The sequence below is a fragment of the Exiguobacterium sp. s56 genome (genome assembly GCF_018618255.1).
Taxonomy (GTDB): domain Bacteria; phylum Bacillota; class Bacilli; order Exiguobacteriales; family Exiguobacteriaceae; genus Exiguobacterium; species Exiguobacterium chiriqhucha.
Map to the genome: position 1 here is coordinate 56,450 of NZ_JACSLR010000004.1, position 18,683 is coordinate 75,132.

Sequence of the window (18,683 nt, forward strand, 5' to 3'; positions counted from 1 at the left end):
TGCGGTTGAAGGCTTATTTGACGGCTTGGTCTTTGATTGGGAACCAGCCGGCACGTGTTGTGATGGCGTTCCAGAGCGGAGCCGGGACGGCGAGTTCGGCTTGTTTGTTCAAGTCGAGTTCGGTCTCGATTTCGTCTTCACGACCGTCTTTCACTTTCTCGAGCCAATCCGGGTCGATGATGAGTTCGCGGCCGAGCGCGGCGAGGTCGATGACGTTCAGTGCGTCTTCGACTTGACCTGGGCGCTGGAGCTGTCCGACTCCGATGAGCGGGACGGCACCGTTGATGCGTTTAGCGATGCGATCAATCGACCGCTCCGTCACGTTCTCGTTCCGCATTGAACCGATATTGAAGTTCCAGAGCGAGGCGTGGAGGTAGTCGAGATTTTCTTCGAGCAACATATCGATCAATACGTCCGTATCGTCGAGCGTGATGCCTGGCTCTTCGACTTCTTCAGGCGAGAAGCGGTAGCCGATTAAGAAATTGTCCGCGCCTTCAGCTGCACGTTTGACCGAGCGAATGACTTCACGCGGGAATGTGAGGCGTGCGTTTACGTCGCCACCGAAGCGATCGTCGCGTCGATTCGAGTGAGGTGAGAAGAACTGTTGAATCAAATACGTGTTCGCCCCGTGAATCTCGACGCCGTCAAAACCGGCCTCAATGGCACGACGTGTCGCTTCGCCGAACGCCTCGATGATGGCTTCGACTTCTTCAGTCTCAAGGGCGCGTGGTGTGGCGGCACCTTCACGGACCGGTGCGATGGCGCTGGCGCTTACTGGTTGTTCGTTCGGAACGAGTTCCGGAGGAGACATGCGTCCTGCATGGAAGATTTGAAGAATCGCTTTCGCGCCTTCCGCTCTCAAACTTTCAGCGAGCTGACGAAGCCCAGGGATGAACTTGTCGTCATTCACACCGAAGGCGTTCGGGAACCCTTTGCCGTCTTCGGTCACGTAAGCACACGCCGTGATGGCGAGGCCGACGTTCTTCGCTCGCTTGCGGTAATAGGCAAGTTCGTGTTCCGACACTTCACCCGTCGGTGCTGACGAATAATGGGTCATCGGCGCAAGTACGAGCCGATTGTGGAGCTCGACGCCGTTTTTGAATTGGAAAGGTTGTAACATGCGTTTCATAAAAAAACTCCTCCTTGTTGGTGATACCTTGAAGTCTAGTCTTCTCATTTTGAAATTGCGAGCGGGACGCTTTCTGAGGAGCAGGTTGCACACTCCGTGAGCGGGTCGATGGTTGAATGCTAGAAAATGGGGTATAATACAGGAGAAAAGTTGATAACCGGTTGGAGACTACAGAGAGACCACGACATGGGGGGCGAAGCCTTGTTTTGTTGTGGTCTCTTTTCGCATACATCGAACCGGATTCATTATAGGAGGGGACAAGATGGAAATCAGAAATTTCTCAGCAAAAGAACGTGCCAAACGATATGAACAGTTAACGGGTGAACGTCACGACGTGCTCGTCGTCGGCGGAGGAATCACCGGTGCCGGAATCGCGCTCGATGCCGCGTCTCGCGGAATGAAGACGGCCGTGCTCGAAATGCAAGACTTCGCAGCCGGAACATCGAGCCGTTCGACGAAACTCGTCCACGGAGGGTTGCGCTACTTGAAACAGTTCGAAGTCGCGCTTGTCGCCGAAGTCGGAAAAGAACGCGCCATCGTCTATGAGAACGGGCCACACGTCACGACGCCAGAACGCATGCTGTTGCCGATGCATAAAGGCGGCACGTTCGGACCGCTTTCGACCGCGGTCGGCTTGATGGTGTATGATTTCTTAGCGGGCGTCAAACGCGCCGAGCGACGTTTGATGTTGAAGCCGGATGAAGTCATTCAAAAAGCGCCGCTCGTCAAAAAAGACGGTCTTGTCGGTGGCGGTTATTACGTCGAATATCGGACAGATGATGCCCGTATGACGATTGAAGTCGCGAAAGAGGCGGCCAACCACGGCGCTCTCCTCTTGAACTATTCGAAAGTGACTGGTCTAATCTATGAGCAAGGCAAAGTCGTCGGCGTCCACGTTGAAGACCAAATCGACGGCAAGACGTACGATGTCTATGCGAAGAAAGTCATCAACGCGACCGGACCTTGGGTCGACGTGCTCCGCGAACAAGACGGCTCGAACAAAGGGAAGATGCTCCGTTTGACGAAAGGGATTCACCTCGTCATTGACCAGTCGAAATTCCCGCTCAAACAAGCCATCTATTTCGATACACCAGACGGCCGGATGGTGTTCGCGATTCCGCGTGACGGCAAAGCGTACGTCGGGACGACAGACACGTTCTTCGATAAGGATAAAGCTCACCCACGCATGACGACCGAGGACCGCGACTATATTTTAGAGGCAATCCACTATATGTTCCCAGACGTGAACGTGACGGCAGATGACGTCGAGTCGAGCTGGGCCGGGATTCGTCCGCTCATCTATGAAGAAGGCAAAGACCCGTCTGAAATCTCACGGAAAGATGAGGTTTGGCAGTCTGAAAGCGGCTTAATCACGATCGCCGGTGGGAAGTTGACCGGTTATCGCAAGATGTCAGAGACGGTCGTCGATTTGGTGGCGAAACTGCTCAAGCAAGAAGAAGGCATCGTCTTCCTCGCTTCGCGCACGAAACATATGCCGATGTCGGGAGGCCATGTCGGCGGTTCGAAAGGGTTCGATGACTTCTTGACGAAGAAGAAGGCTGAACTGAAAAACCTTGGTCTCGATGACGTCAAAGCCGAGCAACTCGTCCGTCTCTACGGATCGAACATCGATCGTGTCATCGAACGGATGGACTCGAACGCGTACGACCTTCCAGAGTACGTCTATGCACAACTCATGTACGGCATCGAAGAAGAGTCGGTCGTTCGGGCCATCGACTTCCTCGTCCGCCGCACCGGAGCGATGTTCTTCGACATCGACTTCGTCCGCAACTATAAAGACGGCGTGCTCCGTTGCATGGCCGATGTCTTCAAATGGTCGGATGCTCGTCTCGCTGAAGAGCGGGCCGAGATCGAGAAAGAGATTGATCTCGCGGTCGTCCCTGTCACGGTCGACTAACGAAATAAAAGGAACCTCGCCGCGGCGAGGTTCCTTTTCATATGCCTAATTCTTCATAATACGCCATGATGCGTTCGTCGAGCGCCTCGACGATGTCCGGTTCGCCGAACAAATACAGATAAAGATACGTGCCGTCCTCACGATCCACTTCTGTTTCGAGTGTCAGTGTGGTCGGTCGTCCTTTAAAGATGACATCGATTGTGCCGAGGGCGTGCACGTTCGCTTCGTCGAGTTCCGGATCAGAAGCCAGCTTTTTGATGCGGGCGATGTCACTGTCTGCGATTGGCTCATCGAACGTCTCGGATAAGACGGCGAACGTCTCCGGCAATTCCTCGAGATCGGTCTCGACGGCAGCGGCGAGCGGTATCTCTTCTTGGTCTTCGCTGAAGACGTTCACCACGAGTCCGACCACGCTTCCAATCGTCAAGATGAACAATATGTATAACAAATATGGTTTCATGCTTTCGCTCCTGTTCGTTTCATGTTTTCAGTATATCAGCGCACCGGGTGTTTAGAAATAGGGAGACAATGGTATTGAAAAAGATGGAAAAGAGAAAGGCGGGGGAGTTACGATGAAACGAGCATGGGCAATCGGTGGCGTCGTCCTCATCTTATTTCTCGGTTGGCAGTTCGTCGATACGAATCGGCTGTTTGCCGACGTCTACTATACGAAAGTGCCGAGCACAAACGTCACCGACCAAGGAAAGAGACATACGTATGAAACGATTGGCTATGATGAAGACGGCAAGAAACGACCAATCACGTTCGAGGCACCGATTCGGCTGGCCGAAGGCGATTTTTTGAAACTGTATGTGAAAGACGAGCAGACGGTGACGGCCTACGAGCCGGTACCTGAGTCGGAAGTACCGGCCCAGTTAAAGGACGAACAGACCGAAGAACCGGTATCGATACCGTTGCCTTGATTTCAAAATAGGTCCGTCGCCAAACGAAATCGGATTTGGTATGGTTAGACTAGTGCAAACTATGGAGAGAAGGTAGATGGATGTCACGGATGTTGATCGCAGACGACCAAGACGGGATTCGGTTGATGTTAGCGCAAGTGTTCCAAAGCCTCGGCATCGAGGTCGACACGGCGAACGACGGACAGAACGCTTGGGAAAAGCTCGAACAGAACGGATACGATTTAGTATTGCTCGATATGAACATGCCGCGCATGTTCGGTCATGAAGTACTACGCAACATGCGCCAACGGAACATCGACACCCCGGTCATGATTATGACCGCGTTCGGGGAAAAATCGACGCTCGAAGAAGTGCAACGACTTGGCATTACCGCGCAATTTGAAAAGCCGTTCGATATTTATCGGATGATTGAAAAAGTGAAGGAAGTCCTCAAAATCACGTAATTCGTCACGAAGATGACATATGTAAACGCTTGCGCAGAGCCATTTCTATGCCCGAATAGCATAGGCACAAGTTTCGACGTGTGTTATAATGGGAACGAATTGCACGGGGGCATTTTTCCCAAAGTGCACAATAGCGAACAGACAGGAGGATGTCATTATGCCATTAGTATCAATGACAGAAATGCTTAACAAAGCATTCGAAGGCAAGTATGCAGTAGGCCAATTCAACATCAACAACCTCGAGTGGACGCAAGCGATTCTTCGCGCTGCGGAAGACGAGAAATCACCAGTTATCCTCGGTGTATCAGAAGGTGCAGCGAAGTACATGGGTGGCTTCACAACAGTTGTTAAAATGACTGAAGGTCTCATGCACGACTACAACATCACTGTTCCAGTTGCAATCCACCTCGACCACGGTTCATCTTTCGACAAGTGTAAAGCAGCAATTGACGCTGGTTTCACGTCTGTTATGATCGACGGTTCACACCACCCGATCGAAGAGAACATCGAAATGACGAAACAAGTCGTTGAATACGCACACGCTAAAGGCGCTTCAGTTGAAGCGGAAGTCGGCACAGTCGGCGGCGAAGAAGATGGCGTTGTTGGCGGCGTACAATACGCTGACCTCGACGAGTGCGTACGCGTCGTGAAAGAAGCGAAAGTTGACGCTCTTGCGGCAGCACTCGGTTCTGTACACGGAGAATACCAAGGCGAGCCTAAACTCGGCTTCAAAGAGATGGAAGAAATCGCAGAAGCGACTAAAACTCCACTCGTTCTTCACGGCGGTTCAGGTATTCCTGAGCACCAAATCAAAAAAGCAATCGAGCTCGGTCACAGCAAAATCAACGTTAACACAGAGTGCCAACAAGAATGGACTCGTGCCGTACGTGAGAAGCTCAACACGGACTCGAAAGTATATGACCCACGTAAAGTCATCGGCCCTGGTGTCGAAGCGATCTACAACGTCGTTACTGGCAAAATGCGTGAGTTCGGTTCAAGCAACCAAGCATAATCCTGTCACATCAGTCGGCTCTCTTTGCGAGAGCCGGCTTTTTTTATTGAAACGTAAGCGGTTAGGGTACCGTATATAGATGAAAAGGGGGAGTTTGCATGAAGTATCAAGAACGTTCGACAGAATCATTTTGGCGCATTTTTTATATCGTCGGTCCCATCATTATAATTGGTATGACGTTGGCCTTTGCCGCGCTGCCGGTCATTCTCATCCTCATGAATCCGAAACCGTGGTTGATTCCGCTGTTGTCACTCACTGTACTCGGCGGTTACGGCGTGTATCGTTTCTTGCAACTGTTTCGCCAGCTGTTCTGGAAAGAGCGGCACCAGTCGCACTATGAAGTGACCGCGACATATATTGAGGGGACGACGTATCGGCACGAGCCGGGTGAGTCAGTCGAGCAATCGTTCCCGCTCGACGCAATCAAGCAAGTCGTCTTCTTCCCGGCCATCGTCCGAAAGACAGAAGCGGCCATGCCGCATCCCTATAGACGACGGACGATCGAGTTGTGCCCGATGCTCGCCATCATGACTGACGAGGATTCAATGGAAATCTTGTTCGACCAACGCGATCTCGCCGCGTTCGAACAGTGGATTCAGTATTTTATCGAAGATAGCGTGCCAGTTTTCTATACACCGAAACGGCTCTACTGGATCGGGGCGAACATCGCGACACGGCGGGAGCGGTTCGATATGCTCCGTCGACCCGAAGAAATCATCCCGTTCACGTATACAGGCAATCTCGTGACCGACGAAGAGACCGCGGTCGGACTTTGGATCGAGACGCATGGGTCGGAGCGCTTAAAGGAAGGGCCGTATCAAGCGTATGAGACAAAACAAAAAAACGTGAAACGATGGACGGCAGTGGGGACGCTTGTTGGCGTTGGTTTACTCATCGGATCGATGTTCGCCATCGCCGGCTTGACGTAAAGGGTGTAGCAATTCCATGACAATTTCCTCATAATAAGAAGTGTAAGCGATCACAACACCATTCGAGGAGGAATTGTACATGCGTTTTTTCATTGATACGGCAAACGTGGAAGACATCAAGAAAGCTCATCAGATGGGCGTCATCGGGGGAGTGACGACGAATCCATCGCTCGTCGCCAAAGAAGGCGTCGATTTCCATACACGGCTACGCGAAATCTGTGAGATCGTCGGGGATCTCTCAGTCAGCGCGGAAGTTATTGCGCTCGACGCAGCGGGTATGGTGGAAGAAGGAAAGGAACTTGCGGCCATCGCGCCGAATATTACTGTCAAGGTACCGATGACGCCAGCAGGGATGGAAGCGGTCAATACGTTTTCACAGCTCGGCATCAAGACGAACGTGACGCTCATCTTTAACGCCAACCAAGCGCTACTCGCGGCTCGGGCCGGCGCGTCATACGTCTCGCCATTCATCGGTCGTTTGGACGATATCGGTCAAGATGGTCTCGACCTCGTCGAGACGATTGCCAATATCTTTGCCATCCATGGTATCGATACAGAAATCATCGCAGCTTCCGTTCGCCATCCGGTCCACGCGACGAAGGCGGCTCTCCTTGGAGCCGACATCGCCACGGTACCATACAAAGTCATCGAACAGATGATGAAACATCCGCTCACTGACAAAGGGATCGAGCAATTCTTAGCGGATTGGAACAACGCTCAATCCAAATAAGTTTGTCGCAGAAAGGTTTGATCTTCGTGGAAATTCTCCATATCGTAGGACAGCAAAAACTTGAAGGAACAGTTGACATTAGCGGTGCCAAACAGAGCGCCTTGCCTTGTCTCGTCGCAGCACTTTTGACGGAAGAACCGGTGACGATTGAGAACGTCCCCGTCATTGAGGACGTCGAAGTGATGCTCAGTCTATTACAAGAACTCGGCGTCGCGATTGAACGGGACGGGGAGCGGATGACGCTTCATGCGAAAGATGCCGTCGCCATGCCGCTGCTCGGCTCAGAGACGCGTAAAGTCCGAGCCGCTGTCTATTTGCTCGGGGTGTTTGCGGCTCGTTTTGGGAAAGGGGCCGTCGGGCTTCCCGGTGGATATGCGATTGGTCCACGACCGATCGATTTACATTTGAAAGCACTCGAACGTCTCGGCATTAAAGTCGAGAACGAGTCGGGACTTTATCATGTGAACGCCGAAAAGCTGGAAGGAAATCGAATTTATCTCGATCTCCGTTCGTTCGGGGCGACAGTGAGCGCCATGCTCGCGGCCGTGCTCGCTAACGGGACGACCGTCATCGAGAACGCGGCCATCGATCCGGAAATCGTCGACGTCGCGACGATGCTCACTTCGATGGGGGCCCATGTCATCGGGGCGGGCACCGACGAGATTCGCATCAAAGGGGTCGACAAGCTCCACGGCTGTACACACACGCTCATTCCCGATCGGTTAGAGGCTGGGACGTTCATGATTTATGGCGCGGTCGCGGGTGAAGTGACGGTTCGAAACGTCATTCCGACTCACTTAGAAGGCGTCATTCAAAAACTACTGGATTACGGGGCCGACGTCGAAGTCGGGGAAGAGACGATCACGGTGCGGGCGAACGCCTTTAAACCGATTGATATCCGTGTCTTCCACTATTCGGGGTATCCGACCGACCTGCAGCCGATCATGTCGGCCGCACTGTTGAAAGCGGACGGAACGAGTATCGTCACCGACAAGCTGTACGCCCAACGCTTCCGCCATATCGCGGAAATGCGGCGCATGAACGCACAGATTACGCTCGAGGACGCTTCGGCCGTCATTCGCGGCGGGACAACGCTCGCCAATGCGGAAATGGAATGTGCAGACGCACGGAGCGGGGCAGCCCTCGCCTTAGCTGGGCTTCAAGCGAGTGGCGAATCCACGGTGATCCGTGCGGAAAAATTGAACGATTCATATGTCGATTTCGTCGGCAAACTAAAACAACTCGGCGCGCTCGTCTGGGTCGATGAGGTGTCCGAGTAAAAAGGGGAGAATTCGGGTGGAACGTAGTTTATCAATGGAATTGGTCCGAGTCACAGAAGCGGCAGCGCTATCTTCGGCTCGTTGGATGGGTAAAGGCTTGAAAGAAGAGGCGGACGATGCGGCGACGACCGCGATGCGTGAAGTGTTTGATACGATTCCGATGAAAGGGGTCGTTGTCATCGGGGAAGGCGAGATGGATGAGGCACCGATGCTCTATATCGGTGAAAAAGTCGGGAACGGCTATGGCTCGCGCCTCGACGTCGCTGTCGATCCACTCGAAGGGACGAGCATCGTCGCGACGGGAACATGGGGAGCGCTTGCCGTTCTCGCGGTCGCTGACGCCGGTGACCTTCTTCACGCGCCGGACATGTATATGGACAAGATTGCCGTCGGTCCGGAAGCGGCCGGATTGATCAGTCTCGACAACTCGATTGAAGAGAATATCGCCATCGTCGCCAAGGCGAAGAACAAGAACGTCGAAGACGTCGTCGTCACGATTTTACATCGTGATCGTCACGAAGAGATGATTCAACGTGTCCGCGCGACGGGTGCTCGTATCAAGTTGATTCCTGACGGAGACGTGGCCGCGGCCATCAACACGGCGTTCCCGAAAACGGGTGTCGATTTGTTGCTCGGTTCGGGTGGTGCGCCGGAAGGCGTCATCGCGGCCGTCGCGATGAAATGTCTCGGCGGTGACTTCCAAGGTCGCCTGCTTCCTGAAGACGAAGCCCAAGAGAAACGTTGCCAAGACATGGGCATCGCCGATACGGGCCGGATTTTGCTGTTAGACGACCTCGTCAAAGGTGAAGATTGCATCTTCGCGGCGACGGGCGTGACGGACGGGGAACTCCTCCGCGGCGTCCAGTTCACCGGGCAAGGCGGTCAGACGCACTCGGTCGTCATGCGAGCCAAGTCAGGAACGGTCCGCTTCGTCGAAGGCATCCACTCCTTGAAGAAAAAACCGAAAATGGTCATGAAACCTTAATTCTCTCGAGCTGTGGACATTGCGTCCACAGCTTTTTTGATGTGTTCCTACATATTTATTATGCGTTAGAACGGGAATAGAGAGTCAGGAGGTGTATACAAATGATCGAAGTGGAATCGCTCGTCAAAACGTTCGGGGACGTGGCGGCCGTCGATGGGATTTCGTTCTCGGTCCAGAAAGGAGAGATTTTCGCTTTCCTTGGACCGAACGGGGCTGGCAAGTCGACAACCGTGCAAATGTTGACGACGCTCGTCCGACCGACCGAAGGGAAGGCGCGGGTGAATGGATTCGATGTCGTCAAACAAGAGAAGGACGTCCGCCTGTCGATTGGCGTCGCCCTGCAAGAGACCGGAATCGACAAAGTGTTGACCGGGCGGGAACTGCTCGTCTTGCAAGGCCGGTTGTTCAAGATGACGAAACAAGAGGCGGAGACGCGCGCCGAGGAACTGCTCCGTGTCGTCTCGCTCACGGAAGCGGCCGACCGGAGAAGTGGCACATATTCGGGCGGGATGCGGCGTCGGCTCGATTTAGCGCTCACGCTCGTCCATCGACCGACCGTCTTGTTTTTAGATGAACCGACGACCGGGCTCGACCCGGCGAGCCGCATCGAGATTTGGAACGAGGTGAGACGGCTCAACGAGGAGTTCGGCACGACGATTTTCTTGACGACTCAGTACTTAGAAGAAGCGGATGAACTGGCCGACCGGATCGCCATCATCAATCATGGGAAAATCGTCAGTGAAGGGACGGCTGAGACATTGAAACGACTCGTCGGCGGCGAGACGATTGCGATGACGTTCCACAGCAATCAAGAAGCGTCTGCAGCCGCTGCGTTGTTCGGTCATACGGCGACCGGGCAACACGTGGCGTTCGAGCTCGTCAATCATACGCTGATGGAAGTCGTGCGCCAGCTCGATGAACGGTCGCTTCAACCGGAACGTCTGACCGTGAAGCAACCGTCGCTCGATGACGTCTTTTTGAAAGTGACCGGTGAGTCATATGAAGGAGGTGTGCCCGATGTGGACTGAGACATGGCTCTTCACGAAACGGAGCCTCATTACGACGATTCGGAATCCGTTTTCGTTCATCCCGAACTTGATTATTTCCGTCTTCTTCCTACTCGTTTACACGAGCGGATTATCGAGCGTCGCATCGCTTCCTCAGTTTGATGGGAGCGCCTATTTAAACTTCATCTTGCCGGTCTCCATCGTGTCCGGGGCGGTCGGTGGGGCCGGGGGGACGGGACAAGCGCTCGTCCGTGATATCGAGAGCGGCTACTTCGCCCGCTTGCTTCTGACTCCCGCGACGCGGACGGCGATCGTGCTCGGCCCGATGATTGCCGGGATGTTGCAACTGCTCGTCCAGACGCTCCTCATCTTCGGGGTAGCGTTCTTGCTCGGTTTGTCGATTCCGGTCGGTCTGCCTGGATTCTTGTTCACGGTGCTGCTTGCCATCGGATTCGGCCTTGGTTTTGCTGGTTACTCGGTCGGTGTCGCGTTAAAGACACGGAACGCTCAGGCTGCACAAGCCGGGACGCTCTTGTTCTTCCCGCTCATCTTCTTGTCGACGACGTTCGTCCCGAAAGAGTTGATTGAGGCAGAATGGCTCAAAGTAGCGGCGACGTTCAATCCGACGACGTACATCTTTGAAGGGATGCGTGCCGTCTTGACGCAACCGACGATCGACTGGAGCGCGTTATCGGCCGGACTTGCCGTCGCCGGGGCGATGAGCGTCATCATGGTCGTGTTCGCGGCGACGAACGCACGCGGTGCCTTGAAACAAAAATGACGAGCGGGGTTCAGCCCCGCTCGTCCTGGTCGATCATGAACGTCACAATCAAAAAGAGAATAAAACTGATTAACGAGACTGTGCCCCCGACGATGAAATACACAAGGGTGACGGTCTCATTCCATTGGAACGGGTTCATCGTGTAGAACCACATCCCGCTCGTCAATCCGATTGATCCGATGACGGCCGTCCACCCGTGAATCGTGACGAGCAGTTGGTTCCGGACCGCATATAAGCGATAGAAGACTCCCCAGGCGAAGACCGATAGCCAACCGGCGAGCAGAATATGGGCGTGGATCGGACGAAAGGCATAACTGCCGGCGCCCGACATATGCGACCCGAGCGCCGTCCCGATGACACCGAACAGCGCGGCGAGGCGAATCAAGCGAAGACTCCAAATCTTTTCCATGGCATAGAACAACTCCTTCAGCGTGATGGCTTTATCGTAACGAAGCCAGATGAACGGAAGATGAACGAACGTAAAAAAACGACCCAGTTCCTATGAACCGGGTCGTTTGGTCGTTTAAATTAGAGGTATGATCCTGCACCGACATAACGTGGTGCCCAGTAACCTGATGTGAAGCTCGCGTATTTCACGCCGCCTGTTTCAGAGTTGATCATTTGTGTTTTGCTGAGTGCCATTCCAACGTGTTGGATCGTGCTTCCGTTGTGTGAGAAGAACACGAGGTCGCCGGCTTGAATCGCTGACTTCGAAACTTTTTTCGAGTTAGCGTATTGCGAGCGTGAATCACGTGGGATCGATTTGTTGATGGCTTTCTTGTAAACGTGACCTGTGTAACCTGAGCAGTCAAAACCAGAAGTTGTCGTTCCGCCGTAACGGTAAGGTGTACCGAGGTACTTCTTCGACTCAGCGACAAGTTTTGTACGAGCGCTTGATGCAGAAGCAGTTGTTACTTTCTTCGCAGTCGCTGTCTTCGTGTTTGCTTTCAAGTACGTGTAAGTAGATGAAGCTGAGATATAACGGTGAGACCCTTTGTAGTTGATTTTGTAGAATGAACCAACTTTGCCAAGGTATGTATAGCGTTGGCCTTTGTTCATCGTTGTCGTGACTTTCGAGCTGAGCGACGGTGCTGTGCGGATGTTCAAGCCGTTAACTTTCGAGTAAGCGAATTTACCAGTAGCGGCTTCTGCTTGTTCACCTGTTGTGAAAGCAAGACCCGAGAAAGCGAGAGTGGCAGCGACAATAATAGATGCGAAACGCTTTAACATAGTGTATTTCCCTCCGTTTTTTAAAATAAAACCCTAAGTGGCTGTATATGATCGATGTGTGTTAACAAGATTAGAGCACAAGTTGCGGATATTACCCGGTTTCCTGTGCAAATAAACTATATCATGCGCAAGACCGATGGCATTTTTCAATCACAAGACAAAAACAGTTTTCTTGTAACATATTTGAAACAATATGCGAGAATAGAGACTTATTTGTTACATACATAGTAAAAAGGTTGTTATGTTTTCAACAACAGGGGAATAGACTGACATAAAGCCGTTTTTCAAACAGTGACGGTTTGACTGAAGTGTGATTAGATGAATGAGGAATGAACGTTTACTTTTGAAATATAGAATCATGAAAGACAGGTGACTTGAATGAGTCAAACGACTGAACCGGCTAAAAACTACACGCTTCGGGAACTCGAGACGAAGACGTTGAAAGAGTTATATGAGATTGCGAAAGAAGTGAACGTGCCTCAGTATCGCGAGGCACGTAAACGTGAGCTCATGTTCCGGATATTGAAATCACAGGCAGAATCAAAAGATCTTTATTTCCTCGAAGGAATCCTAGAGATTATTCCGCCTAACCCACAGTCGCAAAACGATGGCGGTTTTGGTTTCCTACGCCCCATCAATTACTCGCAATCGTCTGAAGACATTTATATCGCGGCTTCGCAAATCCGCCGCTTTAACCTCCGTAACGGCGACCTCGTGACGGGGAAAGTCCGGAAACCGAAAGAGAATGAACGGTTCCAAGGGCTTCTCAGCGTCGAGGCGGTCAATGGCGAGACGACGGATTCGACGCGCAACCGGGATTACTTCCCGGCGCTCACGCCGATTTACCCGGAACAACAGATGGTGCTCGAGACGGAGCCAAACCATTTGTCGGTCCGCGTCATGGACATGATTGCTCCCGTCGGCTTCGGGCAGCGAGGGTTGATCGTCGCACCGCCTAAGGCAGGGAAGACGTCCCTCTTAAAAGAGATTGCCAATTCGATCACGACGAACCATCCGAACGTCGAGTTGATTATTCTGTTGATTGATGAGCGGCCGGAAGAAGTGACGGACATTCAACGTTCGGTGCCTGGTGCAGACGTCGCCTACTCGACGTTTGACGAGACACCGGAAAACCATGCTCGCATCTCGGAGCTCGTTCTCGAACGGGCGATGCGCCTCGTCGAACATAAGAAGGACGTGGTCATCTTGCTCGACTCGATCACGCGTCTGACGCGGGCGTACAACTTGTCCGTCCCGCCGAGCGGACGGACGCTCTCCGGCGGGATTGACCCGGCCGCGTTCCATAAACCGAAGAAGTTCTTCGGGGCGGCCCGTAATATCGAGGACGGCGGCAGTTTGACGATTCTCGGCACGGCACTCGTCGATACGGGTTCGCGCATGGATGACGTCATCTATGAAGAGTTCAAAGGAACGGGCAACATGGAGCTGCACCTCGACCGCAAACTGGCGGAACGTCGGATTTTCCCGGCCATCGACATTCGTCGCTCGGGAACGCGCAAGGAAGAATTGCTGCTCGGCAAAGGCGAACTCGACTCGCTTTGGACGATTCGTCGCACGATGAACGAGTCGCCAGACTTCGTCGATCAGTTCTTGCGCCGGGTCCGCGAAACGAAAACGAACCTCGACTTTTTTGCGGCGCTTGAGGCCGATAAGAAAAAGAGTCGACGCCCGGTGAAAAAAACGAAAACGGACTTGTAAATCCTTGAACCGGGTGCTATTATATTCTAGTGAACTTTCTCTAGGTTGAAAGAATACTTAGGGCAGAAGGAGTTGAAAAGCAATGAAACAAGGAATCCACCCAGAATACCGTAAAGTCGTATTCATGGACTCGACGACTGAGTTCAAATTCATCTCTGGTTCGACTCGTTACTCTAACGAGACAATCACGATGGAAGATGGTAACGAATACCCACTCATCCGTGTCGATGTATCTTCTGATTCGCACCCGTTCTACACAGGTCGCCAGAAATTCGCATCTGCGGACGGTCGTATCGAGCGCTTCAACAAGAAGTACCAACGTTAATCGTCAACTTGTATGCACACCGCCTAGGGATTGCCCTTGGCGGTTTTTATTTTTTTTAGATAGAAGTCAACCCTTTTTCTTCAAGAAAAAGATGGGTATAATCGGGAAGCGATTAACGAAGGAGAGGGCGAAGTAGAATGATGCATGTGACGAACCGTTACGGTTGGATAGAAGTGATTTGTGGGAGTATGTTTTCTGGGAAATCGGAGGAACTGATCCGCCGTGTCCGTCGGGCGCACTACGGGAAAATCCCTGTCCAAGTGTTCAAACCGGCAATCGACGATCGGTACCACGAAGAGAACGTCGTCTCCCACAGCGGCAACTCGGTCGTGGCCGTGCCGATTCAATCGAGTCAAGACTTATACGATGCGGTGCGTGAAGAGACGCAAGTCATCGCCATCGACGAGGTTCAGTTCTTCGACGAAGGGATCGTCGACGTGATCGAGCAATTGGCGTCAGAAGACAAACGTGTCATCTGCGCAGGCCTCGACATGGACTTCCGAGGTGAGCCGTTCACGATGATGCCAGAGCTGTTGTCGCGTGCCGAATTTGTCACGAAGCTGCAGGCCATCTGTCTATCATGCGGGGCGCCAGCTTCTCGGACGCAACGATTGATTGACGGTGAACCGGCGCGTTTCGAAGACCCGGTCATCTTGGTCGGCGCTTCCGAGTCGTACGAACCGCGTTGCCGTCATTGCCACGACGTCCCGAATAAACCACGCCCAGTCCGCCATACAGTGGCCGACTGACGTCGACGGACCGCCCTTGGCGGTTCGTTTTTTGCTATAATGAAGACAGTTCGATTTGACGGAGAAAGGACGGATCATCATGTTTGACCGTTTGAGCGTATTAGAAGAACGCTATATGCAATTAAATGAGATGCTCGCTGACCCTGAAGTGCTCAGCGATGCGAATAAATTACGACAATATTCAAAAGAACAGTCGCAACTCGAAGAAACGGTGCAGGCGTACCGTCACTATAAAGAGACGAGCACGGCGTATAAAGAAGCAAAAGCGATGCTCGAGGACCGCACACTCGATGCTGATATGCGCGAGCTCGCCAAAGAAGAGATGTCACTCCTCGAGCCGGAAGTGAAGGCGCTCGAGGCGAAATTACGCGTCTTGCTGTTACCGAAAGACCCGAACGACGACAAGAACGTCATCGTCGAGATTCGCGGGGCAGCCGGCGGAGACGAGGCGGCACTGTTCGCAGTCGACCTATACAAGATGTACACGCGTTTCGCCGAGCGGCAGAACTGGAAGGCCGAATTGATTGACGCCAACTATACAGAACTCGGCGGTTTCAAAGAAGTGACGTTCCTCATCAACGGGACGGGTGCCTATTCGAAACTGAAGTTCGAGAACGGGGCGCATCGGGTCCAACGTGTCCCATCGACCGAGTCGGGCGGACGCATCCATACGTCGACGGCGACCGTCGCCGTGTTGCCGGAAGCAGAGGACGTCGAAGTGCACATCGATATGAAAGACGTCCGTGTCGACACGTTCACATCATCGGGTCCAGGCGGCCAGTCGGTCAATACGACCCAATCGGCCGTGCGCTTGACGCACATCCCATCGGGGCTCGTCGTCTCGTGTCAGGACGAGAAGTCGCAACATAAAAACAAAGACAAGGCGCTCAAAGTACTCCGAGCCCGCCTGTATGACAAGATGCAAAGCGAACACCTACAAGAACTGTCGGCGCAACGCAAATCGGCCGTCGGGACGGGAGACCGCTCAGAGCGGATTCGGACGTATAACTTCCCGCAGAGCCGTGTGACCGACCACCGCATCGGGCTGACACTCCAAAAGCTCGACCGCGTCCTCGCCGGGGAACTTGAAGATATCATCGACGCCCTCGTCATGGACGAACAGGCCCGTCTGATGGAGGATGTCGATTGATGCGGATCGCGGCGAGGCTGAAACAAGCGGAACGGGAGCTCGAGGCCGCTAATCGTGATGCCTCGATGGCGGAGTGGTGGCTCATGCACGTCCTTGACGTCGATCGGACGGGACTACTCATCCGTTTGTCCGATGAATTGACGACGGAAGAGGCGAAGTCGTTTGACGCCGGGTTCGAGCGTCTCTTGGCAGGTGAACCGGTCCAACACTTGATTGGTCACGCCCCGTTTTATGGACGGATGTTCGAGGTCAATCGTGACGTCTTGATTCCGCGTCCGGAAACGGAAGAGCTAATTGAATGGGTCGTCGAGCATGTGCATAATGTCTCCGACGATGAGATCGTCGACATCGGGACGGGCAGCGGCGCAATCGCCGTCACACTCAGTCTCGAGCTAGGTGTCCGTGTCCAAACGGTCGATATTTCCCGGGAAGCAATCGCTGTCGCCGAGCGTAATGCAGCGTCCCTCGGGGCGGATGTGTCCTTCCATGAAGGAGATTGCCTCGCGCCGATTACCGACAACTCGATTCGCGTCCTCGTCTCAAATCCGCCTTATATCGAGGCGGACGAACTGCTCGATGAGACGGTCGCGGGCTTCGAGCCTCACCTCGCCTTGTTCGGCGGAGCGGACGGGCTCGACTTTTATCGAACGATCATCGCCGACTCGATGCGCGTCTTGTGTGCCGATTGGCAATTGATTGCATTTGAAATCGGGTATAATCAAGGACAAGTTGTGAAATCGTACCTGTCCGAACGTTATCCTGAAGCAGAAACGGGTATTTTAAAAGATATAAACGGCAAAGACCGAATCGTCTACGCCGTGAGGGAAGGGATTGCGCATGGAAACGAATTGGATCAAGCCGACAGAAGTTGAGGAAGGGGTACGTCTCTTGAAGGCTGGCGAGGTGATTGCCATCCCGACGGAGACTGTCTACGGACTCGCCGGAGATGCGACGAACGATGTCGCCATCAAAAAGATTTTCGAGGCGAAAGGAAGACCGTCGGATAACCCGCTCATCGTCCACGTCGCCACGGTCGAACAGGCCGAACATTTCGCGCAAACCATCCCGCCGGTCGCGAGACTCTTGATGGAAGCGTTTTGGCCCGGTGCCTTGACCATCATCTTACCGTCGAACGGTCGGGCGTCGTCACTCGTGACGGCTGGTCTGGATTCGATTGGATTGCGGATGCCGGACCATCCGGCCGCACTTGACTTGATCCGCACGTCCGGTCTTGGACTGGCAGCACCAAGTGCGAACCGCTCGGGACGTCCATCACCGACGTCGGCCCGGCACGTGGCAGATGATTTGACCGGTCGGATCGCGGGTATTATGGATGGGGGACCGACAGGCATCGGCGTCGAGTCGACCGTAATCGATTGCACGGCAGAACCGGCGACGATTTTACGTCCGGGCGGCGTGACGAAAGAAGCGATTGAAGCGGTTATTGGCCCGGTCATTCTCGATGCCAACTTGAGCGATGAAACAGCTGCGCCACGATCACCAGGAATGAAGTACACCCATTACGCCCCGAGCGCACCCCTGTATTTAGTCGAAGGGGGACGTGAAGACCTCGTCCGTGTCGTCATGGCGCGGCAGGAAGCGGGCAAGCGAGTTGGCGCACTCGTGTTCGATGAAGCGACGACCCCGGCTGACGTCACCCTCTCTCTCGGGACTTCGATGGAGACGGCGGCCCAGCGGCTATACGAGGCGTTGCGTAAATTTGATGAGACGGATGTAGAAGAGATTTACGTGAATCGGATTGAACCGACGGGAGTCGCTCTTGCCGTTTATAACCGCCTCTACAAGGCGGCTGGCGGTAAAGTCATCCGTCCATAGGAAGAGGCTTAAGGACATAGAGGAGGATCACGCGATGTCGATGAAACGCGTATTATTCATATGTAGTGGGAACACATGCCGAAGCCCGATGGCGATGGCCCTGCTCCGTTCGAAAGTGACGGGGGACGAGTTCGATATTCGTTCAGCCGGACTTCGGACGATGCAAGGGTTTGATGCATCAGAAAATGCACTCCAAGTGTTGCGTGAACGAGGAATTGAGCTCGAGCACGTGACGCAAACGTTTGACGACGTCCTCGGACGCTGGTCGGACGTCATCTTGACGATGACACGGGCGCATCGTGAACAGATTCGGGACACGTATCCGGATTTGGCCGATCGCACATTCACATTATATGAGTTCGTCACGGGACTCGAGCGCGATATTAACGACCCGTTCGGAGGGTCGATGAACGTCTATCGCCAAGTCCGAAACGAACTCGAACCACTCGTGAATCGACTTGTGCTAAAATTGACGAATGACGGGTCAAAGGTGACGAAACCACCGAGACGCCTACCAAAGAAGACGGGGGAATGACG

The 18,683-nt window shown here is 53.5% G+C and carries 21 protein-coding genes; 17 read left to right on the forward strand and 4 right to left on the reverse strand.

Translation table 11 applies throughout. The features are described from left to right. Window positions 1-13: 13 nt before the first annotated feature. On the reverse strand, window positions 14-1,129 hold the full coding sequence (locus KNP71_RS05640; protein ID WP_214830273.1) for an NADH-dependent flavin oxidoreductase: 1,116 nt from the start codon (window positions 1,127-1,129) through the stop codon (window positions 14-16). A gap of 262 nt (window positions 1,130-1,391) precedes the next feature. On the opposite strand from KNP71_RS05640, the gene KNP71_RS05645 reads away from it, so the two are divergent. Beyond that, window positions 1,392-3,047, forward strand: a complete 1,656-nt coding sequence (locus tag KNP71_RS05645; protein WP_214798688.1) for a glycerol-3-phosphate dehydrogenase/oxidase — start codon at window positions 1,392-1,394, stop codon at window positions 3,045-3,047. Window positions 3,048-3,084: 37 nt separating this feature from the next. On the opposite strand, the gene KNP71_RS05650 is transcribed toward KNP71_RS05645, so the two are convergent. Further along, a complete protein-coding gene (locus KNP71_RS05650) occupies window positions 3,085-3,507 on the reverse strand; it encodes a hypothetical protein (RefSeq protein ID WP_214798691.1) in 423 nt (140 codons plus the stop codon). 112 nt (window positions 3,508-3,619) lie between these two features. On the opposite strand from KNP71_RS05650, the gene KNP71_RS05655 reads away from it, so the two are divergent. The 9 genes from KNP71_RS05655 to KNP71_RS05695 all read left to right on the forward strand — a co-directional run bounded on the left by KNP71_RS05655 (window position 3,620) and on the right by KNP71_RS05695 (window position 11,137). Further along, window positions 3,620-3,970, forward strand: coding sequence for a YxeA family protein (locus tag KNP71_RS05655; RefSeq protein WP_029594660.1), 351 nt, complete (start codon window positions 3,620-3,622; stop codon window positions 3,968-3,970). 80 nt (window positions 3,971-4,050) lie between these two features. Then, entirely contained in the window at window positions 4,051-4,413 is a 363-nt protein-coding gene (locus tag KNP71_RS05660) for a response regulator (RefSeq protein ID WP_058764844.1), read from the forward strand. 157 nt (window positions 4,414-4,570) lie between these two features. Continuing rightward, window positions 4,571-5,425 (forward strand): class II fructose-1,6-bisphosphate aldolase, encoded by an 855-nt coding sequence (gene fba / locus KNP71_RS05665; protein ID WP_021066099.1) that lies wholly within the window; start codon window positions 4,571-4,573, stop codon window positions 5,423-5,425. 98 nt (window positions 5,426-5,523) lie between these two features. Beyond that, entirely contained in the window at window positions 5,524-6,354 is an 831-nt protein-coding gene (locus KNP71_RS05670; RefSeq protein WP_214830275.1) for a hypothetical protein, read from the forward strand. 79 nt (window positions 6,355-6,433) lie between these two features. After that, window positions 6,434-7,084, forward strand: coding sequence for a fructose-6-phosphate aldolase (fsa, locus tag KNP71_RS05675; protein WP_021066101.1), 651 nt, complete (start codon window positions 6,434-6,436; stop codon window positions 7,082-7,084). 26 nt (window positions 7,085-7,110) lie between these two features. Beyond that, window positions 7,111-8,364 carry a UDP-N-acetylglucosamine 1-carboxyvinyltransferase gene (gene murA, locus KNP71_RS05680; RefSeq protein ID WP_214830277.1) on the forward strand — a complete coding sequence of 418 codons (1,254 nt, stop codon included), beginning with the start codon at window positions 7,111-7,113 and terminating at the stop codon, window positions 8,362-8,364. 16 nt (window positions 8,365-8,380) lie between these two features. After that, window positions 8,381-9,349: a class II fructose-bisphosphatase gene (gene glpX / locus KNP71_RS05685; RefSeq protein ID WP_029594665.1), complete on the forward strand. Its 969-nt coding sequence runs from the start codon at window positions 8,381-8,383 to the stop codon at window positions 9,347-9,349. Window positions 9,350-9,450: 101 nt separating this feature from the next. After that, window positions 9,451-10,377, forward strand: a complete 927-nt coding sequence (locus KNP71_RS05690; RefSeq protein ID WP_214714448.1) for an ATP-binding cassette domain-containing protein — start codon at window positions 9,451-9,453, stop codon at window positions 10,375-10,377. After that, on the forward strand, window positions 10,367-11,137 hold the full coding sequence (locus KNP71_RS05695; RefSeq protein WP_131471449.1) for an ABC transporter permease: 771 nt from the start codon (window positions 10,367-10,369) through the stop codon (window positions 11,135-11,137). Before KNP71_RS05690 ends, KNP71_RS05695 begins: the two co-directional genes overlap by 11 nt. Window positions 11,138-11,147: 10 nt before the next feature. On the opposite strand, the gene KNP71_RS05700 is transcribed toward KNP71_RS05695, so the two are convergent. Both KNP71_RS05700 and KNP71_RS05705 read right to left on the reverse strand, forming a co-directional pair. After that, entirely contained in the window at window positions 11,148-11,546 is a 399-nt protein-coding gene (locus KNP71_RS05700) for a hypothetical protein (RefSeq protein ID WP_131471447.1), read from the reverse strand. A 119-nt stretch (window positions 11,547-11,665) separates the two neighbouring features. After that, a complete protein-coding gene (locus tag KNP71_RS05705; protein ID WP_131471445.1) occupies window positions 11,666-12,367 on the reverse strand; it encodes a C40 family peptidase in 702 nt (233 codons plus the stop codon). Window positions 12,368-12,745: 378 nt separating this feature from the next. On the opposite strand from KNP71_RS05705, the gene rho reads away from it, so the two are divergent. The 7 genes from rho to KNP71_RS05740 all read left to right on the forward strand — a co-directional run bounded on the left by rho (window position 12,746) and on the right by KNP71_RS05740 (window position 18,681). Further along, window positions 12,746-14,086, forward strand: coding sequence for a transcription termination factor Rho (gene rho, locus KNP71_RS05710; protein ID WP_021066108.1), 1,341 nt, complete (start codon window positions 12,746-12,748; stop codon window positions 14,084-14,086). Window positions 14,087-14,168: 82 nt separating this feature from the next. Next, window positions 14,169-14,411, forward strand: coding sequence for a type B 50S ribosomal protein L31 (locus KNP71_RS05715; RefSeq protein ID WP_021066109.1), 243 nt, complete (start codon window positions 14,169-14,171; stop codon window positions 14,409-14,411). Window positions 14,412-14,548: 137 nt separating this feature from the next. Then, complete coding sequence (locus tag KNP71_RS05720; protein ID WP_021066110.1) at window positions 14,549-15,160, forward strand: thymidine kinase; 612 nt, start codon at window positions 14,549-14,551, stop codon at window positions 15,158-15,160. A gap of 79 nt (window positions 15,161-15,239) precedes the next feature. After that, a complete protein-coding gene (gene prfA / locus KNP71_RS05725) occupies window positions 15,240-16,310 on the forward strand; it encodes a peptide chain release factor 1 (protein WP_029594669.1) in 1,071 nt (356 codons plus the stop codon). Continuing rightward, window positions 16,310-17,182: a peptide chain release factor N(5)-glutamine methyltransferase gene (gene prmC, locus KNP71_RS05730; RefSeq protein ID WP_214714504.1), complete on the forward strand. Its 873-nt coding sequence runs from the start codon at window positions 16,310-16,312 to the stop codon at window positions 17,180-17,182. The genes prfA and prmC overlap by 1 nt, the downstream gene beginning before the upstream one ends. Continuing rightward, a complete protein-coding gene (locus KNP71_RS05735) occupies window positions 17,148-18,146 on the forward strand; it encodes an L-threonylcarbamoyladenylate synthase (RefSeq protein ID WP_214714446.1) in 999 nt (332 codons plus the stop codon). The genes prmC and KNP71_RS05735 overlap by 35 nt, the downstream gene beginning before the upstream one ends. Window positions 18,147-18,186: 40 nt before the next feature. Beyond that, window positions 18,187-18,681 carry a low molecular weight protein arginine phosphatase gene (locus tag KNP71_RS05740; protein WP_241764566.1) on the forward strand — a complete coding sequence of 165 codons (495 nt, stop codon included), beginning with the start codon at window positions 18,187-18,189 and terminating at the stop codon, window positions 18,679-18,681. The last annotated feature ends 2 nt before the right edge of the window (window positions 18,682-18,683 follow it).